Origin of the sequence: Alteromonas sp. C1M14, assembly GCF_018860965.1 — a bacterium.
In the GTDB taxonomy this organism is placed as follows: Bacteria; Pseudomonadota; Gammaproteobacteria; order Enterobacterales; family Alteromonadaceae; genus Alteromonas.
Map to the genome: position 1 here is coordinate 33,719 of NZ_JAHKQF010000004.1, position 18,536 is coordinate 52,254.

The 18,536-nt window shown below is 45.9% G+C and carries 20 protein-coding genes; 7 read left to right on the forward strand and 13 right to left on the reverse strand.

Annotation, left to right across the window (positions count from 1 at the left end):
* Positions 1–7 precede the first annotated feature (7 nt).
* The 12 genes from rplF to KO501_RS03365 all read right to left on the reverse strand — a co-directional run bounded on the left by rplF (position 8) and on the right by KO501_RS03365 (position 10,933).
* Positions 8–541 carry a 50S ribosomal protein L6 gene (gene rplF, locus KO501_RS03310; protein ID WP_216028234.1) on the reverse strand — a complete coding sequence of 178 codons (534 nt, stop codon included), beginning with the start codon at positions 539–541 and terminating at the stop codon, positions 8–10.
* A gap of 14 nt (positions 542–555) precedes the next feature.
* Positions 556–948, reverse strand: coding sequence for a 30S ribosomal protein S8 (gene rpsH, locus KO501_RS03315; RefSeq protein ID WP_216028235.1), 393 nt, complete (start codon positions 946–948; stop codon positions 556–558).
* 12 nt (positions 949–960) lie between these two features.
* The gene (gene rpsN / locus KO501_RS03320; RefSeq protein ID WP_216026981.1) at positions 961–1,266 is read right to left on the reverse strand and encodes a 30S ribosomal protein S14; all 306 of its coding nucleotides are present in this window, start codon (positions 1,264–1,266) and stop codon (positions 961–963) included.
* 13 nt (positions 1,267–1,279) lie between these two features.
* Positions 1,280–1,819, reverse strand: a complete 540-nt coding sequence (gene rplE / locus KO501_RS03325) for a 50S ribosomal protein L5 (protein ID WP_216028236.1) — start codon at positions 1,817–1,819, stop codon at positions 1,280–1,282.
* A 16-nt stretch (positions 1,820–1,835) separates the two neighbouring features.
* A complete protein-coding gene (gene rplX, locus KO501_RS03330) occupies positions 1,836–2,150 on the reverse strand; it encodes a 50S ribosomal protein L24 (RefSeq protein ID WP_216028237.1) in 315 nt (104 codons plus the stop codon).
* A gap of 12 nt (positions 2,151–2,162) precedes the next feature.
* Complete coding sequence (gene rplN / locus KO501_RS03335; protein WP_070125772.1) at positions 2,163–2,531, reverse strand: 50S ribosomal protein L14; 369 nt, start codon at positions 2,529–2,531, stop codon at positions 2,163–2,165.
* A gap of 218 nt (positions 2,532–2,749) precedes the next feature.
* On the reverse strand, positions 2,750–4,813 hold the full coding sequence (locus KO501_RS03340) for an ATP-binding protein (RefSeq protein WP_216028238.1): 2,064 nt from the start codon (positions 4,811–4,813) through the stop codon (positions 2,750–2,752).
* 225 nt (positions 4,814–5,038) lie between these two features.
* Positions 5,039–6,409, reverse strand: a complete 1,371-nt coding sequence (locus KO501_RS03345; protein ID WP_216028239.1) for a DUF4397 domain-containing protein — start codon at positions 6,407–6,409, stop codon at positions 5,039–5,041.
* A 255-nt stretch (positions 6,410–6,664) separates the two neighbouring features.
* Positions 6,665–7,405 carry a 23S rRNA (guanosine(2251)-2'-O)-methyltransferase RlmB gene (rlmB, locus tag KO501_RS03350; RefSeq protein ID WP_216028240.1) on the reverse strand — a complete coding sequence of 247 codons (741 nt, stop codon included), beginning with the start codon at positions 7,403–7,405 and terminating at the stop codon, positions 6,665–6,667.
* Positions 7,406–9,754 (reverse strand): ribonuclease R, encoded by a 2,349-nt coding sequence (rnr, locus tag KO501_RS03355; protein WP_216028241.1) that lies wholly within the window; start codon positions 9,752–9,754, stop codon positions 7,406–7,408.
* Positions 9,755–9,907: 153 nt separating this feature from the next.
* Positions 9,908–10,495 carry a tetratricopeptide repeat protein gene (locus tag KO501_RS03360; RefSeq protein ID WP_252728141.1) on the reverse strand — a complete coding sequence of 196 codons (588 nt, stop codon included), beginning with the start codon at positions 10,493–10,495 and terminating at the stop codon, positions 9,908–9,910.
* A gap of 192 nt (positions 10,496–10,687) precedes the next feature.
* A complete protein-coding gene (locus tag KO501_RS03365) occupies positions 10,688–10,933 on the reverse strand; it encodes a TIGR02647 family protein (RefSeq protein ID WP_216028243.1) in 246 nt (81 codons plus the stop codon).
* A gap of 264 nt (positions 10,934–11,197) precedes the next feature.
* On the opposite strand from KO501_RS03365, the gene ubiD reads away from it, so the two are divergent.
* The 4 genes from ubiD (at position 11,198) to KO501_RS03385 (ending at position 15,991) form a co-directional block, all read left to right on the forward strand.
* Positions 11,198–12,667 carry a 4-hydroxy-3-polyprenylbenzoate decarboxylase gene (gene ubiD / locus KO501_RS03370; protein WP_216028244.1) on the forward strand — a complete coding sequence of 490 codons (1,470 nt, stop codon included), beginning with the start codon at positions 11,198–11,200 and terminating at the stop codon, positions 12,665–12,667.
* Between the two features lie 91 nt (positions 12,668–12,758).
* Positions 12,759–13,454 carry an NAD(P)H-flavin reductase gene (gene fre / locus KO501_RS03375; protein ID WP_216028245.1) on the forward strand — a complete coding sequence of 232 codons (696 nt, stop codon included), beginning with the start codon at positions 12,759–12,761 and terminating at the stop codon, positions 13,452–13,454.
* An 88-nt stretch (positions 13,455–13,542) separates the two neighbouring features.
* Positions 13,543–14,871 (forward strand): M28 family metallopeptidase, encoded by a 1,329-nt coding sequence (locus KO501_RS03380; RefSeq protein ID WP_252728142.1) that lies wholly within the window; start codon positions 13,543–13,545, stop codon positions 14,869–14,871.
* 133 nt (positions 14,872–15,004) lie between these two features.
* Positions 15,005–15,991 (forward strand): transporter substrate-binding domain-containing protein, encoded by a 987-nt coding sequence (locus KO501_RS03385; protein WP_216028247.1) that lies wholly within the window; start codon positions 15,005–15,007, stop codon positions 15,989–15,991.
* Positions 15,992–16,415: 424 nt separating this feature from the next.
* On the opposite strand, the gene KO501_RS03390 is transcribed toward KO501_RS03385, so the two are convergent.
* Positions 16,416–16,889 (reverse strand): Lrp/AsnC family transcriptional regulator, encoded by a 474-nt coding sequence (locus KO501_RS03390; protein ID WP_216028248.1) that lies wholly within the window; start codon positions 16,887–16,889, stop codon positions 16,416–16,418.
* Between the two features lie 238 nt (positions 16,890–17,127).
* On the opposite strand from KO501_RS03390, the gene tatA reads away from it, so the two are divergent.
* Genes tatA through tatC form a run of 3 tightly spaced genes read left to right on the forward strand, consistent with a single transcriptional unit; the run spans position 17,128 to position 18,531 of the window.
* The gene (gene tatA, locus KO501_RS03395; protein ID WP_216028249.1) at positions 17,128–17,361 is read left to right on the forward strand and encodes a twin-arginine translocase TatA/TatE family subunit; all 234 of its coding nucleotides are present in this window, start codon (positions 17,128–17,130) and stop codon (positions 17,359–17,361) included.
* Entirely contained in the window at positions 17,354–17,734 is a 381-nt protein-coding gene (locus KO501_RS03400; RefSeq protein WP_216028250.1) for a preprotein translocase subunit TatB, read from the forward strand. Before tatA ends, KO501_RS03400 begins: the two co-directional genes overlap by 8 nt.
* Positions 17,734–18,531 carry a twin-arginine translocase subunit TatC gene (tatC, locus tag KO501_RS03405; protein ID WP_216028251.1) on the forward strand — a complete coding sequence of 266 codons (798 nt, stop codon included), beginning with the start codon at positions 17,734–17,736 and terminating at the stop codon, positions 18,529–18,531. Before KO501_RS03400 ends, tatC begins: the two co-directional genes overlap by 1 nt.
* Positions 18,532–18,536: the final 5 nt, after the last annotated feature.

The following is an 18,536-nucleotide window of genomic DNA, read 5'->3' on the forward strand; positions in this document are numbered from 1 at the left end:
CACCCACCTACTTTTTCTTAGCTTCTTTACGACGCACTTGTTCGTCTGCATAGCGAACACCTTTACCTTTGTAAGGCTCTGGTGGACGATACGCGCGAATGTTCGCCGCAACCTGTCCTACCACCTGCTTATCGGCGCCTTTAACGACGATTTCAGTTTGGCTCGGAGTTTCAACTGTAATGCCCGCAGGCATTTCATAAACTACAGGGTGTGAGAAACCTAATGTTAGGTTCAGTTTGGCACCTTGTGCTTGCGCACGGTAACCAACACCTTGCAACTGTAGTTTTTTCTCGAAACCTTCAGACACACCTTGAACCATAGAATTCAACAGCGCGCGAACTGTACCAGCTTGAGCCCATGCATCGGCAAAACCTTCGCGAGGTAATGCTTTCAACTGGCTTTCTTCTTGTACAACTTCAACAGCGTTATTAAATACGCGTGTTAGGGTGCCTTTTTTACCTTTAACCGTTACTTCTTGGCCAGAGATAGAAATCTCTACACCAGAAAGAACGTTAACGGGGGCTTTTGCTACTCGTGACATTTCAACTCCTCCGATTACGCAACATAACCGATGATCTCACCGCCCATGCCAGCTTTACGCGCTGCACGGTCAGTCATCACACCTTTAGAAGTCGACACGATAGCAACGCCCAGACCGCCCATAACTTTTGGCAGCTCATCTTTTTTCTTATAGATGCGCAGACCAGGACGGCTTACACGTTCAATAGTGTCAATTACTTGCTTACCTTCGAAGTACTTAAGTGTCACTTCAAGAGTAGGCTTAACGTCACCAGACGCAGCATAATCTGTAATATAACCTTCAGATTTCAATACTTCACAAATTGCAGAGCGAAGTTTAGAAGAAGGCATTACCACAGATACTTTCTGTGCCATCTGGCCGTTACGGATGCGGGTAAACATATCCGCGATAGGATCTTGCATGCTCATTTTAGCTACTCCTTACCAGCTGGCTTTTTTAAGGCCAGGGACTTCACCGCGCATCGCAGCTTCACGAAGCTTGATACGGCTCAGACCGAATTTGCGTAGGTAACCATGTGGACGACCAGTTACACGACAGCGGTTTTGCTGACGAGCTTTGCTCGAATCACGTGGCAGTTGTTGTAGCTTCAGAACAGCATCCCAACGCTCTTCTTCAGAGGCGTTAACATCGCTGATAATCGCTTTAAGTGCGGCACGTTTTTCGGCGTACTTAGCTACAAGCTTGGTACGCTTTACTTCGCGGGCCTTCATTGATTCTTTTGCCATAACCCTACACCCCTTATTTTCTGAATGGGAAGTTGAACGCGGTCAACAGAGCACGTGCTTCATCATCAGTGTTTGCGCTGGTAGTGATAGTAATATCCATACCGCGAACCTTATCCACTTTATCGAAATCGATTTCAGGGAAGATGATTTGTTCACGAACACCCATGCTGTAGTTTCCACGACCGTCAAAAGACTTTGCGCTTAAGCCACGGAAGTCACGTACACGAGGAATTGCGATTGAAATCAAACGCTCTAAAAATTCCCACATACGCTCGCCACGTAGGGTTACTTTACAGCCAATCGGATAACCTTCACGGATTTTAAAACCCGCAACAGATTTACGTGCAACAGTTACAACAGGTTTTTGACCCGCGATGGCAGCCATATCGGCAGTCGCGTTCTCAAGTACCTTTTTGTCTGCTACAGCTTCACCCAGACCCATGTTCAGGGTGATTTTTTCAATCCGAGGGACTTGCATGACGCTTTTGTAACTGAACTGCTTCGCAAGGTCAGCTACTACTGTTTCTTTATAGAAATCATGCAGTTTCGCCATCGTACTCTCCAATTAATTAAACAAGTTCACCGTTAGACTTAAAGAAACGAACTTTCTTACCGTCATCTTCACGGAAACCAACGCGATCTGCTTTGCCCGTTGCCGGGTTAACAACCGCTACATTAGAAACGTGCAGAGATGCTTCTTTTTCAATAATACCGCCAGCTTGACCCAGTTGAGGGTTAGGCTTCTGGTGTTTCTTGACAAGGTTTACACCTTCTACAACTACACGGTCTTCAGACACCAGCACTTTCAGGACTTTGCCTTGTTTGCCTTTGTCTTTACCCGCCAATACGACTACTTCATCATCACGACGAATTTTTCTAGCCATTATCGTGACTCCTTATAGTACCTCTGGGGCCAATGAGATGATTTTCATGAAGTTATCACTTCTCAACTCACGGGTTACCGGTCCAAAGATACGCGTACCAATAGGTTGCTTATTGTTATTCAACAATACAGCCGCGTTTGCGTCAAAACGGATGGTAGAACCATCTGCACGACGAACGCCTTTTCTAGTACGCACCACCACTGCGTTCAGTACGTCACCTTTTTTAACTTTACCGCGAGGAATTGCTTCCTTGACGGTAACTTTGATGATGTCACCGATACCTGCATAACGGCGATGCGAGCCACCAAGAACCTTAATACACTGAACCCTGCGAGCGCCGCTGTTATCTGCAACGTCCAGGTTAGTTTGCATTTGGATCATGTTAGTGCTCCGCTCTAAAATTAAGACTCATACGAGTCGTTTCGCTGCTAAAAACGACAGAAATTGACGTTTTTATATACATACCCCCATAAAAAGGGCGCGAAATGATAACAGAAAAGATAGGGAAGTGATAGCGTAAAAGTGAATTATTTTTAAACGATGCGACGGATGGGATTTTGTGTCTGCACTCTATCGGCAAAGTTGTGCCGATGGGCGTATTAAGCCAGTAAATAGCGATTAATGCAACGACCAAATTGTACTGAATCCACAGGTTTGGTCAAATAATCGTTCATACCGGCTAAAATACATTTTTCTCTTTCCCCTACCAACACATTAGCGGTAAGGGCAATAATTGGAATGACTTGGGCTGTTTCTCCCAACTCACGTATTTTTTTCGACGCTTGGTAGCCGTCCATAATGGGCATCTGACAATCCATTAAAATAAGATCGTAAGGATGACCCGACGAAAGGCTTTGCACAACCATCTCCACCGACTCTGCCCCATGCGCCGCAATTTCTGGGGTAATGCTAAATGCCCGCAATTGCTCGGTTACAACAATTTGGTTTATTTCGTTGTCTTCCACCACCAATACCCGTTTCTTTTCTAAGCGGGAGTGGTGCACAGGAACGGGAAGTTCTGTGGGTTCGTCTGCCTCTAAAGAATGATTAGAGATAGGCAGAGAAAGCGCCACAATAAAGGTCGACCCTTCTCCTAACTGACTTTTTACCCGTATACCGCCATGCATTTGCTCAGCAATTTGCGACACAATGGAAAGCCCCAACCCCGTGCCACCAAAACGACGGGTAGTATTACTGTCGCCTTGCTGAAAAGGGGAAAATATCGCTGACTGATGTTCTGGTGCGATCCCTACCCCGGTGTCTTTAACCTCTATTTGCACTAAATACTGGCTATCGGTTTGCTTTATTGCCCGTGTTTTTACACTCACTTCACCTTCGTAACTGAACTTAATGGCGTTGCTAAGTAGGTTCGTTAATATTTGGCGAATACGGGTAGGATCGCCTAACAACTGCAAACCGTCAGTGGCCTTGGTATCCACCGTTAACCTAAGTTGCTTTTTCTGTGCGGTCATTGCAAATACACGTTGTTGCTCGTGTACAACCTTACTTATATTCAGTGGTAGGCTTTCGAGTACTAGCTCGCCGGCGTCAATTTTTGAGAAATCCAACACGTCGTTAATAATTTGCAGCAGGTTATCTGCGCTTTGACTCGCTAACTGACAATATTCTTTTTGTTTTGCTGACAACGGGGTTTTCGACAATGCATCTAACATGCCTAGTACACCATTAATGGGCGTACGAATTTCATGACTCATATTGGCCAGAAACAGGCTTCTTGATTGCAACGCTTGCTCGGCGATCTGGCGACGATGTTCCATTTCTTTGGCTGCAAGCACCCTGTGGGTAACATCTTGTGTAGCACCAAAAAAGCGTTTACCGCCATCGGCCTGCTCATCTACTTTAGCGCGGGTTTGTACCCAAAAGCGCTTACCGGTCAGGGATACTGCTTCGAACTCATAAGACCAAGGTTCTTTGGTTTCAATAGACTCTCTGAACATACGTCCAATGGTCTGCTGGTCTTTTTCGTGGAGTACAAAATTTTTAGTCGTCTCCATGGTCAGTGGATACCCTTCAGGCACTTCGTAGCGAAACCTCAGAGAGTCTGACAACCAGACGTTACCTGTTTCAAGGTCTACCTCCCAAGTTCCCACCCGGGCCAGTTCAGCCATTTGTTTGTGCAGCCGGTTTTGATGCTGCATCTGATGTTGCTGTTCAAGCAACTTATTCACTTGTTCTTGTCGAGATAACTCTGAACCCACCCACTCGGCCAGTAACACAATATAGTCTTGTTCATGGGGTTCAAACGCCCATTCACGGGCATCGGGTTTGGAAAAATTAACCGTGCCTTGGCGAACGCCATTAACAAAGTAAGGGATCCCAATATAACTTCTTAACGAAAAACTTTGATAGGCCGGATGGGTAATGCCAGGATGCTCAGGAACATTGTGATAGGCCACAATAGAATTGGCTTGTAAGGTATCCTTACAGAAGGTATCGGCGAGGGGGAAAACAGTGTGCTTTTCTATGCTGTTATCAGGGGTTACTGCGGCAATAACCGTGTAATCATTCTCAGTTATACGACTTACTAAACCGATATCCATGCCCAACGCATCTAGACCCAAACGCAGCAAACGTTCTAATTTTTCATCAGTCGTTGTCTGCGCATCGGACGATATCTCGTGAAGCGCTCTTAGTAAATTCATAAACCCCTGCAATTCATAGAACCACCATTGCACCGAACATCATAAACAGTCTTTTACTATGTCGCCTATGATGTCTGCATAGCTAGGCACTGTTTGAACATATTCTCACGATTATGAATTAAGAATAACACGCAAATAAAAAAACGGCAGAAAAATCCAAAAGGAAATTTCTGCCGCTTGTGTCCGAATTAAATTTCGAGGGTATTTTGTAATTAACCTGCTTGGTTAAAACAGAACATTGATCTCGTATCCGGTGGCGTTATCCGCAGGTTCAACGGTAACAATGTAGTTTTCATCTTCTGTGAAACCATATAGGGCGGTTCTATCCAGTAAGATTTGCTCATCGTTGTCGTCTTCATACACGGCGATAACTTCATAGTAGTCTGAAGGCAGAACTAATGTGCTGCTCTCTTCAAATTCCATGTTTAGCGTGTAGTAATCTGCAGTATCGATAGTTTCATCGTTACGTACTAGATAAAAATCGATGTCATCAAAATCATCAACTAAGTTTACGAAGCTAACGGTTTTGTCGTAAGACTGAGGCAAGTCACTTTCTACAAAGGAGTTTGCGCTTAATTTATTACCGTTAAGGTCGATCATGATCGCCTTACTTTCACCTTGGTTCAAGGTAACAAGTTTGTTGCTTAACGATTCAATACCGTCTTCTTCAGTATCAACAGTAACGCGATAGTCGCCGTAGTCAATATCGGTAAAGTCAGACAATTCACCTGCATTTAAAGTGAATACAGTGTCGTCTACGCCGTCTTCACCACCAAAGGTAACCGTCACATCGTAATCGGTACTGTTATAAATACGGTACTGAGCATCGGCATCGACATCGGTGATATTAGTTACATAAGAGGAGTTCAAAATGGCATCTACTGACATTCCATCATTCAAAGCACCACTTAAATCACGTACTGCAAGTACATATTCGATGTCATAATCGAAATCCAATGTTTGAGATTCGAATAACACTTCTGTTTCACCTGGATTAGTGATGTAGATAGTGTATTCATCAGAATCGAAGTCGTCGCTGTCGTCATCTGGATCCCAGAATTCAAGCTCGTTTAACTCACCGTAAGTCATAGTGCCTAGGTAGTTTGCAGCTTCAAACGGGTCGCCATCATCGCTCATGTAGAAGTCATATTGACTTTGATCTTCACGCACGCTGGTTACGAACAAACGGAAGTGATCGTCTTCGATAGATTCACGCTTAAACTGATATTCAGTCCAATCAGGATCGTCGAAATCGCCACTTAATACGATAAGAGTTTTGTAGCCCGTCTTAAGTTTTACGGTCATTTCGTGTAACAACACTTCCTGATCGTCTGAGTCAGTACGGATAAACTCTAAATCCAAATCACCGTTATCGGTTGAAATCAACGACGTTGAATCACCGAATTGGGCGGAGCCTAGTTCATCGCCATCGTCATCCTGCATGGTAACAGTAGAACCATTAGGAGACGCATTATAAAACTGTATATAAGCGTATGAATAGTCGGAGTCGCTATCGCTGCCGCAGGCAGTAAGCCCTACAGCTACAGCGAGCACGGCTGCGAATTTCATCAGCGACGTAAGTGTTCGAAATACCATAAAAACGTAAATCCTTAACTAAAAGTGGTGTTTGAGCCACGACATTTGCCGAAGCCACATTCTACAGCGAAGCCGCATTATACAGCATTATCTTACCCTGTTAAGTCTTTACGAAACCTGCGCTAGTTCATAGCTTTACCAAATCTTTACATTCAACATGCTTTGTAAAACTTGATAACCAACCGGTGCAATTGTCGCCAAAAAACAGGGAGCGTTACGTCAATAACGTAAACGCTGACCGTGTAATATAAACGTTTATTGCTGACGTTGCCTGACTATTTCATACAAGCATACGCCTGTAGCCACAGAAACATTTAAAGAAGAGACTGCTCCAGCCATGGGCAGTTTAATAAGTTGATCGCAGTGCTCGCGGGTTAGTCGCCGCATGCCCTTACCTTCAGCGCCCATCACCAAGGCGGTCGGCCCGGTAAGGCTTACCTCGTAAAGGGTTTGTTTAGCTTCTCCGGCGGTACCGGTTACCCAAACCCCTTTATCCTGCATGTGTTTTAACGTACGGGATAAATTTGTAACCTGTATAAAAGGAACAGATTCGGCCGCACCACAAGCCACTTTTCGCACCGTGGCAGTCAGTCCACCGGCTTTATCTTTAGGCACAACCACCGCATGCACGCCGGCCGCATCAGCGGTACGCAAACAAGCACCAATATTGTGGGGATCGGTTACGCCATCAAGAACGAGAATGAAGGGTTCTGACTGTTTTTCAAGCACTCGGTCTAAATCGCTCTCGTCCATCACCCGTTGCGGTTTAGCACGAGCAACCACACCTTGATGCTGTTCACCATGCACTTTGTCATCCAGAACTTTACGCTGACAAAACTGCACACTAATACCAAAACGACGAGCTTGATTTACAATTTGCGTTAAGCGAGCATCATCCCGACCTTTTAACGCAAATATTTCGATAACCCGTTCAGGCTCATTTTCCAGTACTGCCTGCATGGCATGCAGACCATATAGCCATTCTTGTTGTGCCATTTATTTCTTTTTACCTTTACCCGCACGAGAACGTGGTTTTTTCGGGCCACGCTCTGTTTTATTATTTCCGTCTTGCTGCTTACCGTTGTTGGCTTTGCGTTTGCTACTGTCTTTACGGCCCCGTTCTTTCTTGCCAGATTTAGCGCGAACCGTGACTTGTTTGCCACCCGGCCCTTTCAATGTGACACCGTCTAATACCAGATCAATTTTGCGCTCATCAAGGTTAACCGCCGCCACTTTTACTATTAGCGTATCGCCCAAACGGAACTGACGCGCGCCAGACTCACCAACCAGGGTTTGCTTAACATCGTCATAACGGTAGTAATCATCGTCTAATGAGGTAATGTGAACTAAGCCATCAATATGGTATTCGGTAATACGTACAAACAAACCAAAGTTAGTTACCGAACTCACCACGCCTTCAAAACTTGACCCCACATGGTCTTGCATAAACTCGCACTTAAGCCAATCTGCCACATCTCGGGTAGCATCGTCAGCTCGGCGTTCGGTGGTGGAACACTGCTCGCCAAGTTGGTCGATTTCTTCATCGGTATAGGCTTTAGCACCGTGCACTTTTTGTTTTTGCTTTTTCAAGATGGCTTTGATCGCCCGGTGTACTACCAAATCAGGATAGCGACGAATCGGCGATGTAAAATGGGCGTAAGCATCCAGTGCCAGGCCAAAATGGCCCACATTGTCGCCGCCATACACTGCCTGCTTCATTGAACGCAATAACATGGTTTGAATGAGTTCTTGATCTGGCCTTGCTTTGGTTTTACTTACCACATCGGTAAAATCTGCTGGCCTCGCCTCTTCGGTAATGCGATGAGGAATGCCAATTTCGCTTAAATAGGAAATAAAGGCCGTTAGCCTGTCGGCATCCGGTTTATCATGCACCCGGTAAAGCGCAGGCATCGAATGCTTTTCAAGAAATTGCGCTGCACTGACGTTTGCCATGATCATGCATTCTTCGATCATCTTGTGGGCATCATTGCGCACCACAGGCACAATGTTTTCTATTTTACGCTGGGCGTTAAATACAAATTTGCTTTCCTGTGTTTCAAATTCTATGGCGCCGCGCTGGGAACGAGACTTTTTAAGTGCCCGATATAAATCGTGCAAATTACGTAAATGAGGAACCTGATCGCTATAGCGCTGATTCAGGGTTTTGTCCCCTTGCAAGATCTGCCAAACTTTAGTGTATGTCAGTCTGGCATGAGAGTTCATTACCGCTTCATAAAACTGAAAGTTGTCTAATTTACCCTGCTCTGTGATGGTCATTTCACACACCATACACAGGCGGTCTACTTCTGGGTTTAAAGAACACAACCCGTTAGACAGGACTTCCGGCAACATGGGGATCACTTGCTCTGGAAAATAAACCGAGTTCCCCCGGTTTTGCGCTTCTTTATCTAACGCCGTGCCTAATTTCACATACGTGCTTACATCGGCGATGGCCACCCAAAGTTGCCAGCCGCCATTATCAAGAGGCTCACAAAATACGGCATCGTCAAAATCTCGGGCATCTTCACCATCGATGGTCACTAAAGGCAGTTGGCGCAGATCAACCCGGCCGGTTTTACTGTCTTCAGGTACTTCACTGCCAAACTTGGTAACGTAACGCTCAACCGCTTTGGGCCAAACGTGAGGAATATCGTAGGTGCGTAGCGCCATTTCGATTTCCATTCCAGGTGCCATGTGCTCACCGAGAATTTCGATAATCTTACCTACTGGACTGACCCGACGACGGGGACGCTGGGTGATTTCCACCACCACAACCTGGCCCATTCTGGCCCCTTTCGTGGCCTCAGCTGGAATAATAATTTCGTGTTGTAGACGGCTATCGTCAGGCACCACTACAGCCATGCCGTTTTCAATAAAATACCGGCCAACAATGGGCTCGCTGCGGGGTTCAATAACCTGATTGATAAATGCTTCACGTCGGCCTCGACGATCAGTCCCACTTTCTCGGGCTTCCACAATATCGTCGTGCATAAACAGGTTCATCTGACCGGCAGTGATGTAAAGATCGCCACTGTTATCTTCTGGACGCAAAAAGCCAAAGCCATCTCGGTGTCCAATCACCCTGCCGCGGATCAGTTCATCGCGGTTTTGCAGCGCATATTTCTTCTGCTTATTAAATTGGATTTGGCCTTGTCTTTCCATGGCGCGAAGGCGTCTTTGAATGCCGATGCGGCTTTCTTCATCGGTTGCATTTACTAACGAGCAAATTTCTAGAAAGGACAAGGGTTTTTCTTGTTCTTTCATAACAGACATTAAAAATTCCCGGCTGGCTACCGGCTTGTCGTATTTTTCTTTTTCTCGTTGAAAATGGGGATCGTCGCTCATGTACTCTCTTTTTTAACTTAATTTGGCCTTAGTATAACAGTTATCTGGTGAAAACATCGCCTTGTTCGACGGTTATCATTTTGTTGTCACAGCAATTTTGTCACAAAACACAGTCATGTGTGAAATTTGGCAGGAGATATTTGCAGGTAACCGTTAGCTATCCATGGGTCTACGCGCGTTACGCACCGCTTTAGGATGCATCAGTTTTTCTAGCTGGCCAAGATAAGATGCTATTTGTTGGTGGGTAGCTTTATCGTCTGTGACCGCATTGTACAACCAACGATAAGCATCTTCGTAATCGTATGGACTCCCGTAGCCATCAACGAATAATTGCGCCAGTTCTAACTGAGCCTTCAAAAAACCCATGGCAGCGGCCTCACGTAAATAAAACACCGCTCGTTGTTTATCTTGTTGAACTAACGTGCCTTTAGCGTAATAACGTCCCATTTGCTCTAAGGCCGCGGGTAAGCCTTGCTCTGAGGCATCACGCATAAAACTAACGCCTCGCTTAGGATCGGCTTCCACACACACACCCCAGGCTAGCATATCGCCCCACAAAAACTGGTACGCCGGCTCTTTAAGCACTTCGGCATGAGCTTCTATATCCTGTACTAGCTGACAGCGATCGGTGACGACCCGATTTAGGTGGGTGTTTTTATTGATCATAGAAATCAATTGGTCTTGGGTATACAACTGTACGGCTTTTATTTCCTCAGACAAGGCAGATGCAGACACAAGCATGCACAAGGTAGCAGTCAAAATAGAGGAAATATGTTTTATCATCGTCGCAACCTGCCACAGGAAAAAGAATTAAAAGCACGAGCAACAACGACGTCGTTACATTGCTGCACCCACTTCATCAGTATCGACCAAATGACAGAATTCTTAAACCCGATATAACTGTTTTTGCGTAAACTACAGGGAATGACCGATTTAATTAAGCTTCATTGATAGAGCCACCTGCAAGGTACGGGCGTGTTCAGCCAAATCAATGCCGAGGTCGGTAAGGTAACCACCATCGGGCTGGGTAATAATGCCTTTGGCGTATAAGCGCCCTGCTGCGTGAACCACAGTCTGGCTGGCATCATTGTGAATTTTTAACCCTTGCATAAGACTTGATGCGGGGAAACGAAGAAGAAGATTTAACTCGTCGACCATATTCTGATCTACTAACACCATCACGCTCTCCTAATTATAAGTATTTTCGTAAGCGCGGTGAGAAAACTCAGGCAATCACAGCAACCTACTTCAACGCTATAACACTACCATTTTACTGCGCTGTCTACCTTAATTTAGACCATACCGCCAATTATGTGCCAGTTAGGGGGCAATTCATAAAGCATGACGAATTTTTCATACTGCCTTTTTGGGAGTGAACAGTGCCCCCTTTACAATGATATACTGCTCACCATTACAGGATGACGAGCGGTTTAAGCAGCAACCATGAAATATAAAGACCTGCGGGATTTTATTAACCAACTGGAAGCAAAGGGTGAATTAAAACGTATCACCCAAGCAATAGACACCAACCTAGAAATGACCGAAATTGCCGATCGCACCTTGCGCGCAAAGGGCCCAGCACTGTTATTTGAAAACCCAAAAGGTTCTGATATTCCGGTACTGGCGAATTTATTTGGCACTCCGGAACGGGTTGCCATGGGCATGGGGCAAACGTCGGTGGCTGCTTTACGCGAAGTGGGCACCTTATTGGCCTACTTAAAAGAGCCTGAACCCCCAAAAGGTTTAAAAGACTTGTGGGAAAAACTGCCGGTGTTTAAGCAAGTCTTGAACATGCCAGCCAAGGAAGTGAAAAAAGCACCCTGCCAGGAAGTCGTAATTTCCGGCGACGATGTGGATTTATCCATGTTACCGGTGCAGCGTTGCTGGCCGGGCGATGCTGCCCCATTGATCACTTGGGGGTTAACCATCACCAAGGGCCCCCACAAAAAGCGTCAAAACCTGGGTATTTATCGCCAGCAAGTTATCGGTAAAAATAAAGTCATAATGCGTTGGTTGTCTCACCGTGGCGGCGCGTTGGATTTTAGAGAGTGGTGTCAAACCCATCCCGGCGAACCGTATCCGGTATCGGTAGCCCTCGGCGCCGATCCAGCAACCATACTCGGGGCTGTTACCCCAGTGCCAGATACCCTGTCGGAATACGCCTTTGCCGGTTTACTCCGAGGCAGTAAAACCGAAGTGGTTAAATCGGTAAGTAATCAACTGCAGGTACCGGCCAGTGCAGAAATTGTGCTTGAAGGTTACATTGCGCAGGAAGAAACCGCCCCCGAAGGGCCTTATGGTGACCACACCGGTTATTATAATGAAGTAGATGAATTCCCTGTGTTTACCGTGACTCATATTACCCACCGTAAACAACCTATCTATCATTCTACCTACACTGGCCGCCCACCGGATGAACCGGCCATACTCGGTGTGGCGCTCAATGAGGTTTTTGTTCCTATTTTACAAAAGCAGTTCCCCGAGATTGTAGATTTTTACCTGCCCCCAGAAGGCTGTTCTTACCGGATGGCTGTGGTCACCATGAAAAAACAATATCCGGGCCACGCCAAACGGGTGATGATGGGCGTGTGGTCGTTCCTGCGACAATTTATGTATACCAAATTTGTGATCGTTTGTGACGATGATGTGGATGCTCGCAATTGGGAAGATGTTATTTGGGCCATTACCACCCGAATGGATCCGGCCAGAGATACGGTGTTAATTGAAAACACCCCCATTGATTATCTCGACTTTGCGTCGCCGGTGTCCGGATTAGGTTCTAAAATGGGTATGGATGCCACCAATAAAATGCCCGGAGAAACCGACCGGGAATGGGGCACACCAATTGTGATGGATGAGCAGGTGAAACAGCGTGTGGATGACATCTGGGATGAACTTGGTATCATGAAGTAACTTGCATATGCATCTTGCGCCGAATTGCAGAGATTCTGCTTTTTCGGCCCATGTGTATTTTGGGCTTCTTTTTTTAACCAATTGAGTAAATATGTCGGAATTTGAATGTAAGGTTGCGTCGATTACGCCGTTAACCGATGTGGTATACAAGGTAGAACTTACCCCAGCACAACCCGTAGACTTCAAAGCAGGTCAGTACATCATGGTGCATATGGGTGAAAAGGATCAACGCCCTTTTTCGATTGCTAACCCGGCATATGACAATGGCCGTATTGAATTGCATATCGGCGCAGACGAAAATAATGCCTACGCAACAGAAGTGCTTGATAAAATGCGGCGCGAAGGGGTGATTACCCTAAGCGGTGGTCATGGAGAAGCCAGCTTACACGCTGATGGCACGCCAATCATATTAATTGCTGGCGGCACCGGCTTTTCTTACACCTGGTCCATTCTACAACAGGTATTAAACGACGCCCCTGAAACGCCAGTTTCCTTATACTGGGGGGGACGTCACGAAAAAGATCTGTATTTAGCCCAAGAACTCAATGCTCTGGCTAGCCAATACCCTACCTTTACCTTTGCCCCTGTGGTGGAATTTCCCGAGCAAGATTGGCAAGGAAAAACAGGTTATGTGCACAAAGCAGTTATGACTGATTTTCCAGATTTATCGAACACACAAGTTTATATTGCTGGTCGTTTTGAAATGGCGAAAATCGCCCGCGATGATTTTACCCCGTTAGGCTTGCAAGCAGACAAGCTGTTTGGTGACGCTTACGCATTCATATAAAGCCACGCACAATATACGTGGCAACCTATAACAAGAGTAAAAAGGAGAGTTTATGTTGCCACGCACACTTGTTGCTGCAACCTTGCTAATGTCCACCACAACATTCGCTGCCCCCACATTCCATGATGATGCTCGCTTGCACGATATTGCAGGGGCGATTTCCGCCGAACGCATAGAAAGCGATATTACCACGCTGGTGAATTTTGGTACCCGACACACCCTGTCTGAAACCCAATCTGACACCCGAGGCATCGGAGCGGCAAGGCGCTGGATAAAAGCCGAATTTGAAAAAATATCGGCAGATTGTGGCGGTTGCTTAGAAGTGATCACCGTTAGCGATACCATTAGCGGCCAAAAACGCATTCCTGATCCGGTTGAAGTTGTGAATGTTATCGCCATTCAACGGGGCACCACCGATCCGAACCGATACGTGATCATGTCTGGCGACATCGACTCTCGGGTTTCTGATGTGATGGACTATACCTCTGACAGTCCAGGCGCTAACGACAATGCAACAGGGGTGGCTGGAGCTATAGAAGCCGCCCGAGTGCTTAGCCAATATTCCTTTAATGGCACCATTGTTTATGCCGCCTTATCCGGCGAAGAACAGGGGCTATTTGGTGGCAAGATTTTAGCCGCCAAAGCGCAAAAAGATGGATGGCGTATTAAAGCCGTATTAAATAACGACATGATTGGCAATATCGAAGGTGTAAATGGGGTTATCGATAACAGTACAGCGCGCTTGTTTGCCGAAGGCACACGGGTAACAGAAACTGCAGCAGAAGCCCGTACCCGCCGTTTTACCGGCGGTGAAGTTGATTCTCCAAGTCGTAACCTCGCTCGATATATTGATCGTATTGCCGACCAGTACATTGAGAACCTCGATACCATGGTGATCTACCGCTTGGATCGGTATGGCCGTGGCGGCCATCACCGCCCATTCAACGACCTCGGTTACCCTGGGATCCGTATAATGGAAACCAACGAAAATTACACCCGCCAACATCAAGACTTACGTACAGAAGATGGCATTAAGTACGGAGACACACTCGATGGGGTAAATTTTGATTACACGGCAAAGCTAACCAGCCTTAATGCGGTAAGCCTAGCTGCCATGTCTTGGGCACCCACACCACCTGCTGATGTGTCCATAAAAGGAGCCGTGCAGCCTTCCACCACACTTAGCTGGAAAGGCGCTGATACCGCACAAAACCCCCAACTCGCTGGTTATAAAATATATTGGCGCTATACCGATGCCCCCCAATGGCAATTTAGCCGGTACGTGGGCAATGTCACCGAAGCCACCTTAGAAAATGTGGTTATCGATAACTACTTTTTTGGAGTAGCAAGCGTAAGTAAATCCGGTATTGAAAGCCCCGTGGTTTTCCCAGGGGCCGCCGGTAGTTTTGGCGACTAACGCTTATCGACACACGGTAAACCTTATAAGCGCGACAACTTGTCGCGCTTTTTTTCATTTATTACAGGTTTACCCTACACTTTCATAACAATTACCTATACCGTGGTTCCCTGAACTACTTAGGAAATATTAGATGACAAGGGTATGTAGTTTTCTCTGTTTATTGGTAACCGTGTTTTTCTGTACCACCGCCTTAGCACAAATCAAGTTAGGGGCATCATCGCTGGCAACCTATGTAGATAATGGCGGCGAACCGGCAAAACTGAATCACATCGTGGAAGAAGCGTTTACCCGTATGGGTGAAGACGTGGAATTACAGGTATTACGTCGGGCCTTTTTAGGCAGCGCCCTAAGCGCGGGGCAAATCGACGGCGAATTTGCGTTTCTCGATTTGGATCCCAAAAAGACCGGGCTCCTTTACTCCCAACCCTATTTGCCATTAAAACTATTTGTGGCCAGTAAACGTCCTGACGTCATCGACATAAATCTGATTCCCCAACTGCGAGATAGTCGTATTGCCATCGAAAACCGATTTGCCAATACTGACCAAATACGTGGCATTCGTGAAATAAAATGGTCACGAAACCCCACCACCTTCGACGCCTTTAAACAATTTGCCGATGAACGTGCTCCCTATTTAATGACATCGGCCTTACTAATTGATGAATTTAATCGACTGCTAGTAAAAGATAACGAAGAGCCGGTTTTTCGCTCCGCCGCGCCGCTTATCACTGGCGGTTTTTATCTTACCCTTACCGATAACTCCGCCGACAGCGCACAGTTAATGGCACGCTTTAACGCAACCATTGAAACCATGCAGACAGACGGCAGCTATAACCGGTTGCTTGGCCTACCTTGGATTATCAAGGATGTAGATAACGACGGTGTGGGTGATTACGTATCGACCAAACAGCTTTCTCACCTCACCGACCCTGCGCTGTTAACCCACGCCTATTCTTTGGATAATTCTCAACCCAACACGGGATCATTATTTGTTATTGATGGCACTAAATACGATTCGTGGGAAGAAGCAAACGACATTCTGGGGGTTACAGCGCCCACTATGCGAGACAGCTTGCTCGATCCAGAGATCTACAAAAAAATTATTCGCCAGTGGTAAGTTAAGGGAAAGAAATAATAAATTGCATAAATATCAGTTAATTATGAATTTACACCCGTGTTTTTGGTATGCCTAATCATATCTTTTTATCGTGGAGTGAACTTTTTTTCGCTTTAACACGTTAGACATATTACTGTCATAATACTATGATAGTACCGGGTAAATAAAAGGAGGGCTCATTTTTATGCATGCATTGACCAAGTCATTTTCACGCTTTTTTGAGCGGGCTCACCCATATACAGTTGCATACTATATTGGAAGGAAAAATGCTGAGAAGATTTTTGATTGTAAGATCAAGAAGAAATCCAAGCTGCTCGCAAAAGCGAACCATTAGCAAAAGCTTAAACACCCGTTAAATAGGCCTTACTTTTAAGGCCTATTTTTATTTCTGCAGCATACGTCTCAATCACTCCAGTCATTATCACTATAAATGAGCCAAAGGCATTTCGGTAGAATACTTGATCTGCTCCATGGCAAAACTGGATGTCACATCGCTTAAGTCGATACCGGCAACTAACCGCTTATAAAAATGATCAAAGCTTGCCATATCGGTCACCAGCACCTTCAACAGATAATCATACTCGCCTGACATCCGATAAAATTCCACCACCTCTTCAAAGCCAGCGGCATGTTGGGCAAATTTATCCAACCATTTGTCGTCGTGTCTGGCAGCCTTCACCTGCACAAATACGGTCATTGCCAACCCTAATTGTTTAGCACTCAGCAGAGCGACTCGCCGAGTGATATAGCCGTCGCGCTGTAAGCGCTGGATACGTCGCCAACAGGGTGTCGAAGTCAGGCCCACCGCTTCTGCGATATCATTGACGGGAGTTTCACAGTTACTTTGCAACAATGACAAAATAGCTTTATCGGTTTTATCGAGGTTATGCAATTTCATGGGGGTTTGGAGCACCTCAGTTTATAATCTAGTTACTACGCAAAATCCCACAAAATAGCTTTATTCTGCAGTAATTTAAAGGCGATTAGTTCCTTAACTCAAACTAATTAGCACTGGCTAAGCTATTAAGCAGGTTTTCTGGCCATGTCTTGTCTCATTGTTTATTCATAAATGTTTCACTCCCTAGTCATAAAACCCAATCAGCATAGGCAGTCAACTCTCCAAACAGGTTTACATTATGGGTTTTAATATTTGGCAACTGCTGTTAGTTCTTATTGTGGTTATTTTGCTGTTTGGCCGCGGTCGCATTCCTGCATTAATAGGTGATATTGCCAGCGGCATTAAAAGCTTTAAACGAGGGTTAGACGACGAGCCTAGTTCGGTAGACATGAACAATAACGCAAAGGCTATCAACCCGTCCTCACCCCCTACCGTGCAATCCCGTCAGGCACAGGAAGATACCCATGCTTGATTTAAGCTGGCCTGAACTTTTCTTCGTTGCGGTGCTGGCCTTGATTATTATCGGGCCAAAAGATTTGCCCGAGCTATTTCAATTATTTGCCAAACTTGCCAGCAAGCTTCGCCGCATGTACGCCGATTTACAAGGCAGCATGACCCAATTGCAAAAAGAGGTGAACATTGTGTCGGGTAAAGCCCAGCCTGGGGACGAGAGTTGGCGTGAATTTTTACCGCCGGAAGTGCGTGGATTACCCAAGGACTTTGTACCCGGCTCGTTAAGCGCCGAAGATCACAAAGCCCGACAACAACACATTGAAGTAGCCCGTCAAACGGTCACCCCCACGCCCCCATCGTCAGATGATGATGCGACTAAGGAGAAACAGTAATGGCACAAGACACGGTAAACGACTCAAAAGCGCCCCTACTTACTCACCTTTGCGAATTGCGTAGTAGATTGCTGTACTGCTTAGCCTTTTTCCTTTGTGTGTTTGGTGTGTCTTATTATTTTTCGGTAGAAATTTATCAATTTTTACAGCAGCCTTTGGCTGCACAATTCGACGGTACCCACCCTCGTAGAATGATCTATACCGGCTTGCAAGAAGCCTTTTTTACCTACATGAAGGTGGCATTTTTTAGTGCGCTGTTTTTTTCTATTCCTTTAATGCTAATACAGGTGTGGCGATTTTTGTCTCCTGGCATGTATCAACACGAAAAAAAGGGCATGTTGCCTCTATTTTTAATGACCCCAGTTCTGTTTGTTGCTGGGGCAGCATTGGCATTTTATGTGGTTATGCCGGTGGCGTGGGAATTTTTCATGAGTTTTGAAACCACTGGGGCAGACAACACCATTCGGGTAGAGTTAGAAGCCAAAGTCAGTGAATATTTGTCACTGGTGATCAAACTTATATTGGCTTTTGGCATTTGCTTTGAACTGCCGGTGTTTCTATTAGTTTTAGCTAAAGCACGGTTGATCACGGCCCAGACCCTGCGACATTATCGACGCCATGCCATTGTGATTATTTTTCTGTTGGCGGCGTTTATCACCCCGCCGGATCTTATCTCTCAAATAGCCCTTGGCACGCCTATTATCTTGCTTTATGAGTTGTCGGTGTGGCTGGTTGCGATGGGCGAAACCAAAGCAAACAACAGCCAATTGGCCCCATCGGATTCTGTGGGCTCGTAATAAAG

Coding starts and splice junctions, on each gene's coding strand:
- KO501_RS03365 (WP_216028243.1), bottom strand. CDS start 10,933: ATGGTGTTAGTAGATCAGAATATGGTCGACGAGTTAAATCTTCTTCTT.
- KO501_RS03345 (WP_216028239.1), bottom strand. CDS start 6,409: ATGGTATTTCGAACACTTACGTCGCTGATGAAATTCGCAGCCGTGCTC.
- rlmB (WP_216028240.1), bottom strand. CDS start 7,405: ATGGCACAACAAGAATGGCTATATGGTCTGCATGCCATGCAGGCAGTA.
- KO501_RS03360 (WP_252728141.1), bottom strand. CDS start 10,495: ATGCTTGTGTCTGCATCTGCCTTGTCTGAGGAAATAAAAGCCGTACAG.
- KO501_RS03385 (WP_216028247.1), top strand. CDS start 15,005: ATGACAAGGGTATGTAGTTTTCTCTGTTTATTGGTAACCGTGTTTTTC.
- KO501_RS03390 (WP_216028248.1), bottom strand. CDS start 16,889: ATGAAATTGCATAACCTCGATAAAACCGATAAAGCTATTTTGTCATTG.
- ubiD (WP_216028244.1), top strand. CDS start 11,198: ATGAAATATAAAGACCTGCGGGATTTTATTAACCAACTGGAAGCAAAG.
- rpsH (WP_216028235.1), bottom strand. CDS start 948: ATGAGCATGCAAGATCCTATCGCGGATATGTTTACCCGCATCCGTAAC.
- tatA (WP_216028249.1), top strand. CDS start 17,128: ATGGGTTTTAATATTTGGCAACTGCTGTTAGTTCTTATTGTGGTTATT.
- rpsN (WP_216026981.1), bottom strand. CDS start 1,266: ATGGCAAAAGAATCAATGAAGGCCCGCGAAGTAAAGCGTACCAAGCTT.
- rplF (WP_216028234.1), bottom strand. CDS start 541: ATGTCACGAGTAGCAAAAGCCCCCGTTAACGTTCTTTCTGGTGTAGAG.
- KO501_RS03380 (WP_252728142.1), top strand. CDS start 13,543: ATGTCCACCACAACATTCGCTGCCCCCACATTCCATGATGATGCTCGC.
- fre (WP_216028245.1), top strand. CDS start 12,759: ATGTCGGAATTTGAATGTAAGGTTGCGTCGATTACGCCGTTAACCGAT.
- KO501_RS03340 (WP_216028238.1), bottom strand. CDS start 4,813: ATGAATTTACTAAGAGCGCTTCACGAGATATCGTCCGATGCGCAGACA.
- rplE (WP_216028236.1), bottom strand. CDS start 1,819: ATGGCGAAACTGCATGATTTCTATAAAGAAACAGTAGTAGCTGACCTT.
- tatC (WP_216028251.1), top strand. CDS start 17,734: ATGGCACAAGACACGGTAAACGACTCAAAAGCGCCCCTACTTACTCAC.
- KO501_RS03400 (WP_216028250.1), top strand. CDS start 17,354: ATGCTTGATTTAAGCTGGCCTGAACTTTTCTTCGTTGCGGTGCTGGCC.
- rnr (WP_216028241.1), bottom strand. CDS start 9,754: ATGAGCGACGATCCCCATTTTCAACGAGAAAAAGAAAAATACGACAAG.
- rplN (WP_070125772.1), bottom strand. CDS start 2,531: ATGATCCAAATGCAAACTAACCTGGACGTTGCAGATAACAGCGGCGCT.
- rplX (WP_216028237.1), bottom strand. CDS start 2,150: ATGGCTAGAAAAATTCGTCGTGATGATGAAGTAGTCGTATTGGCGGGT.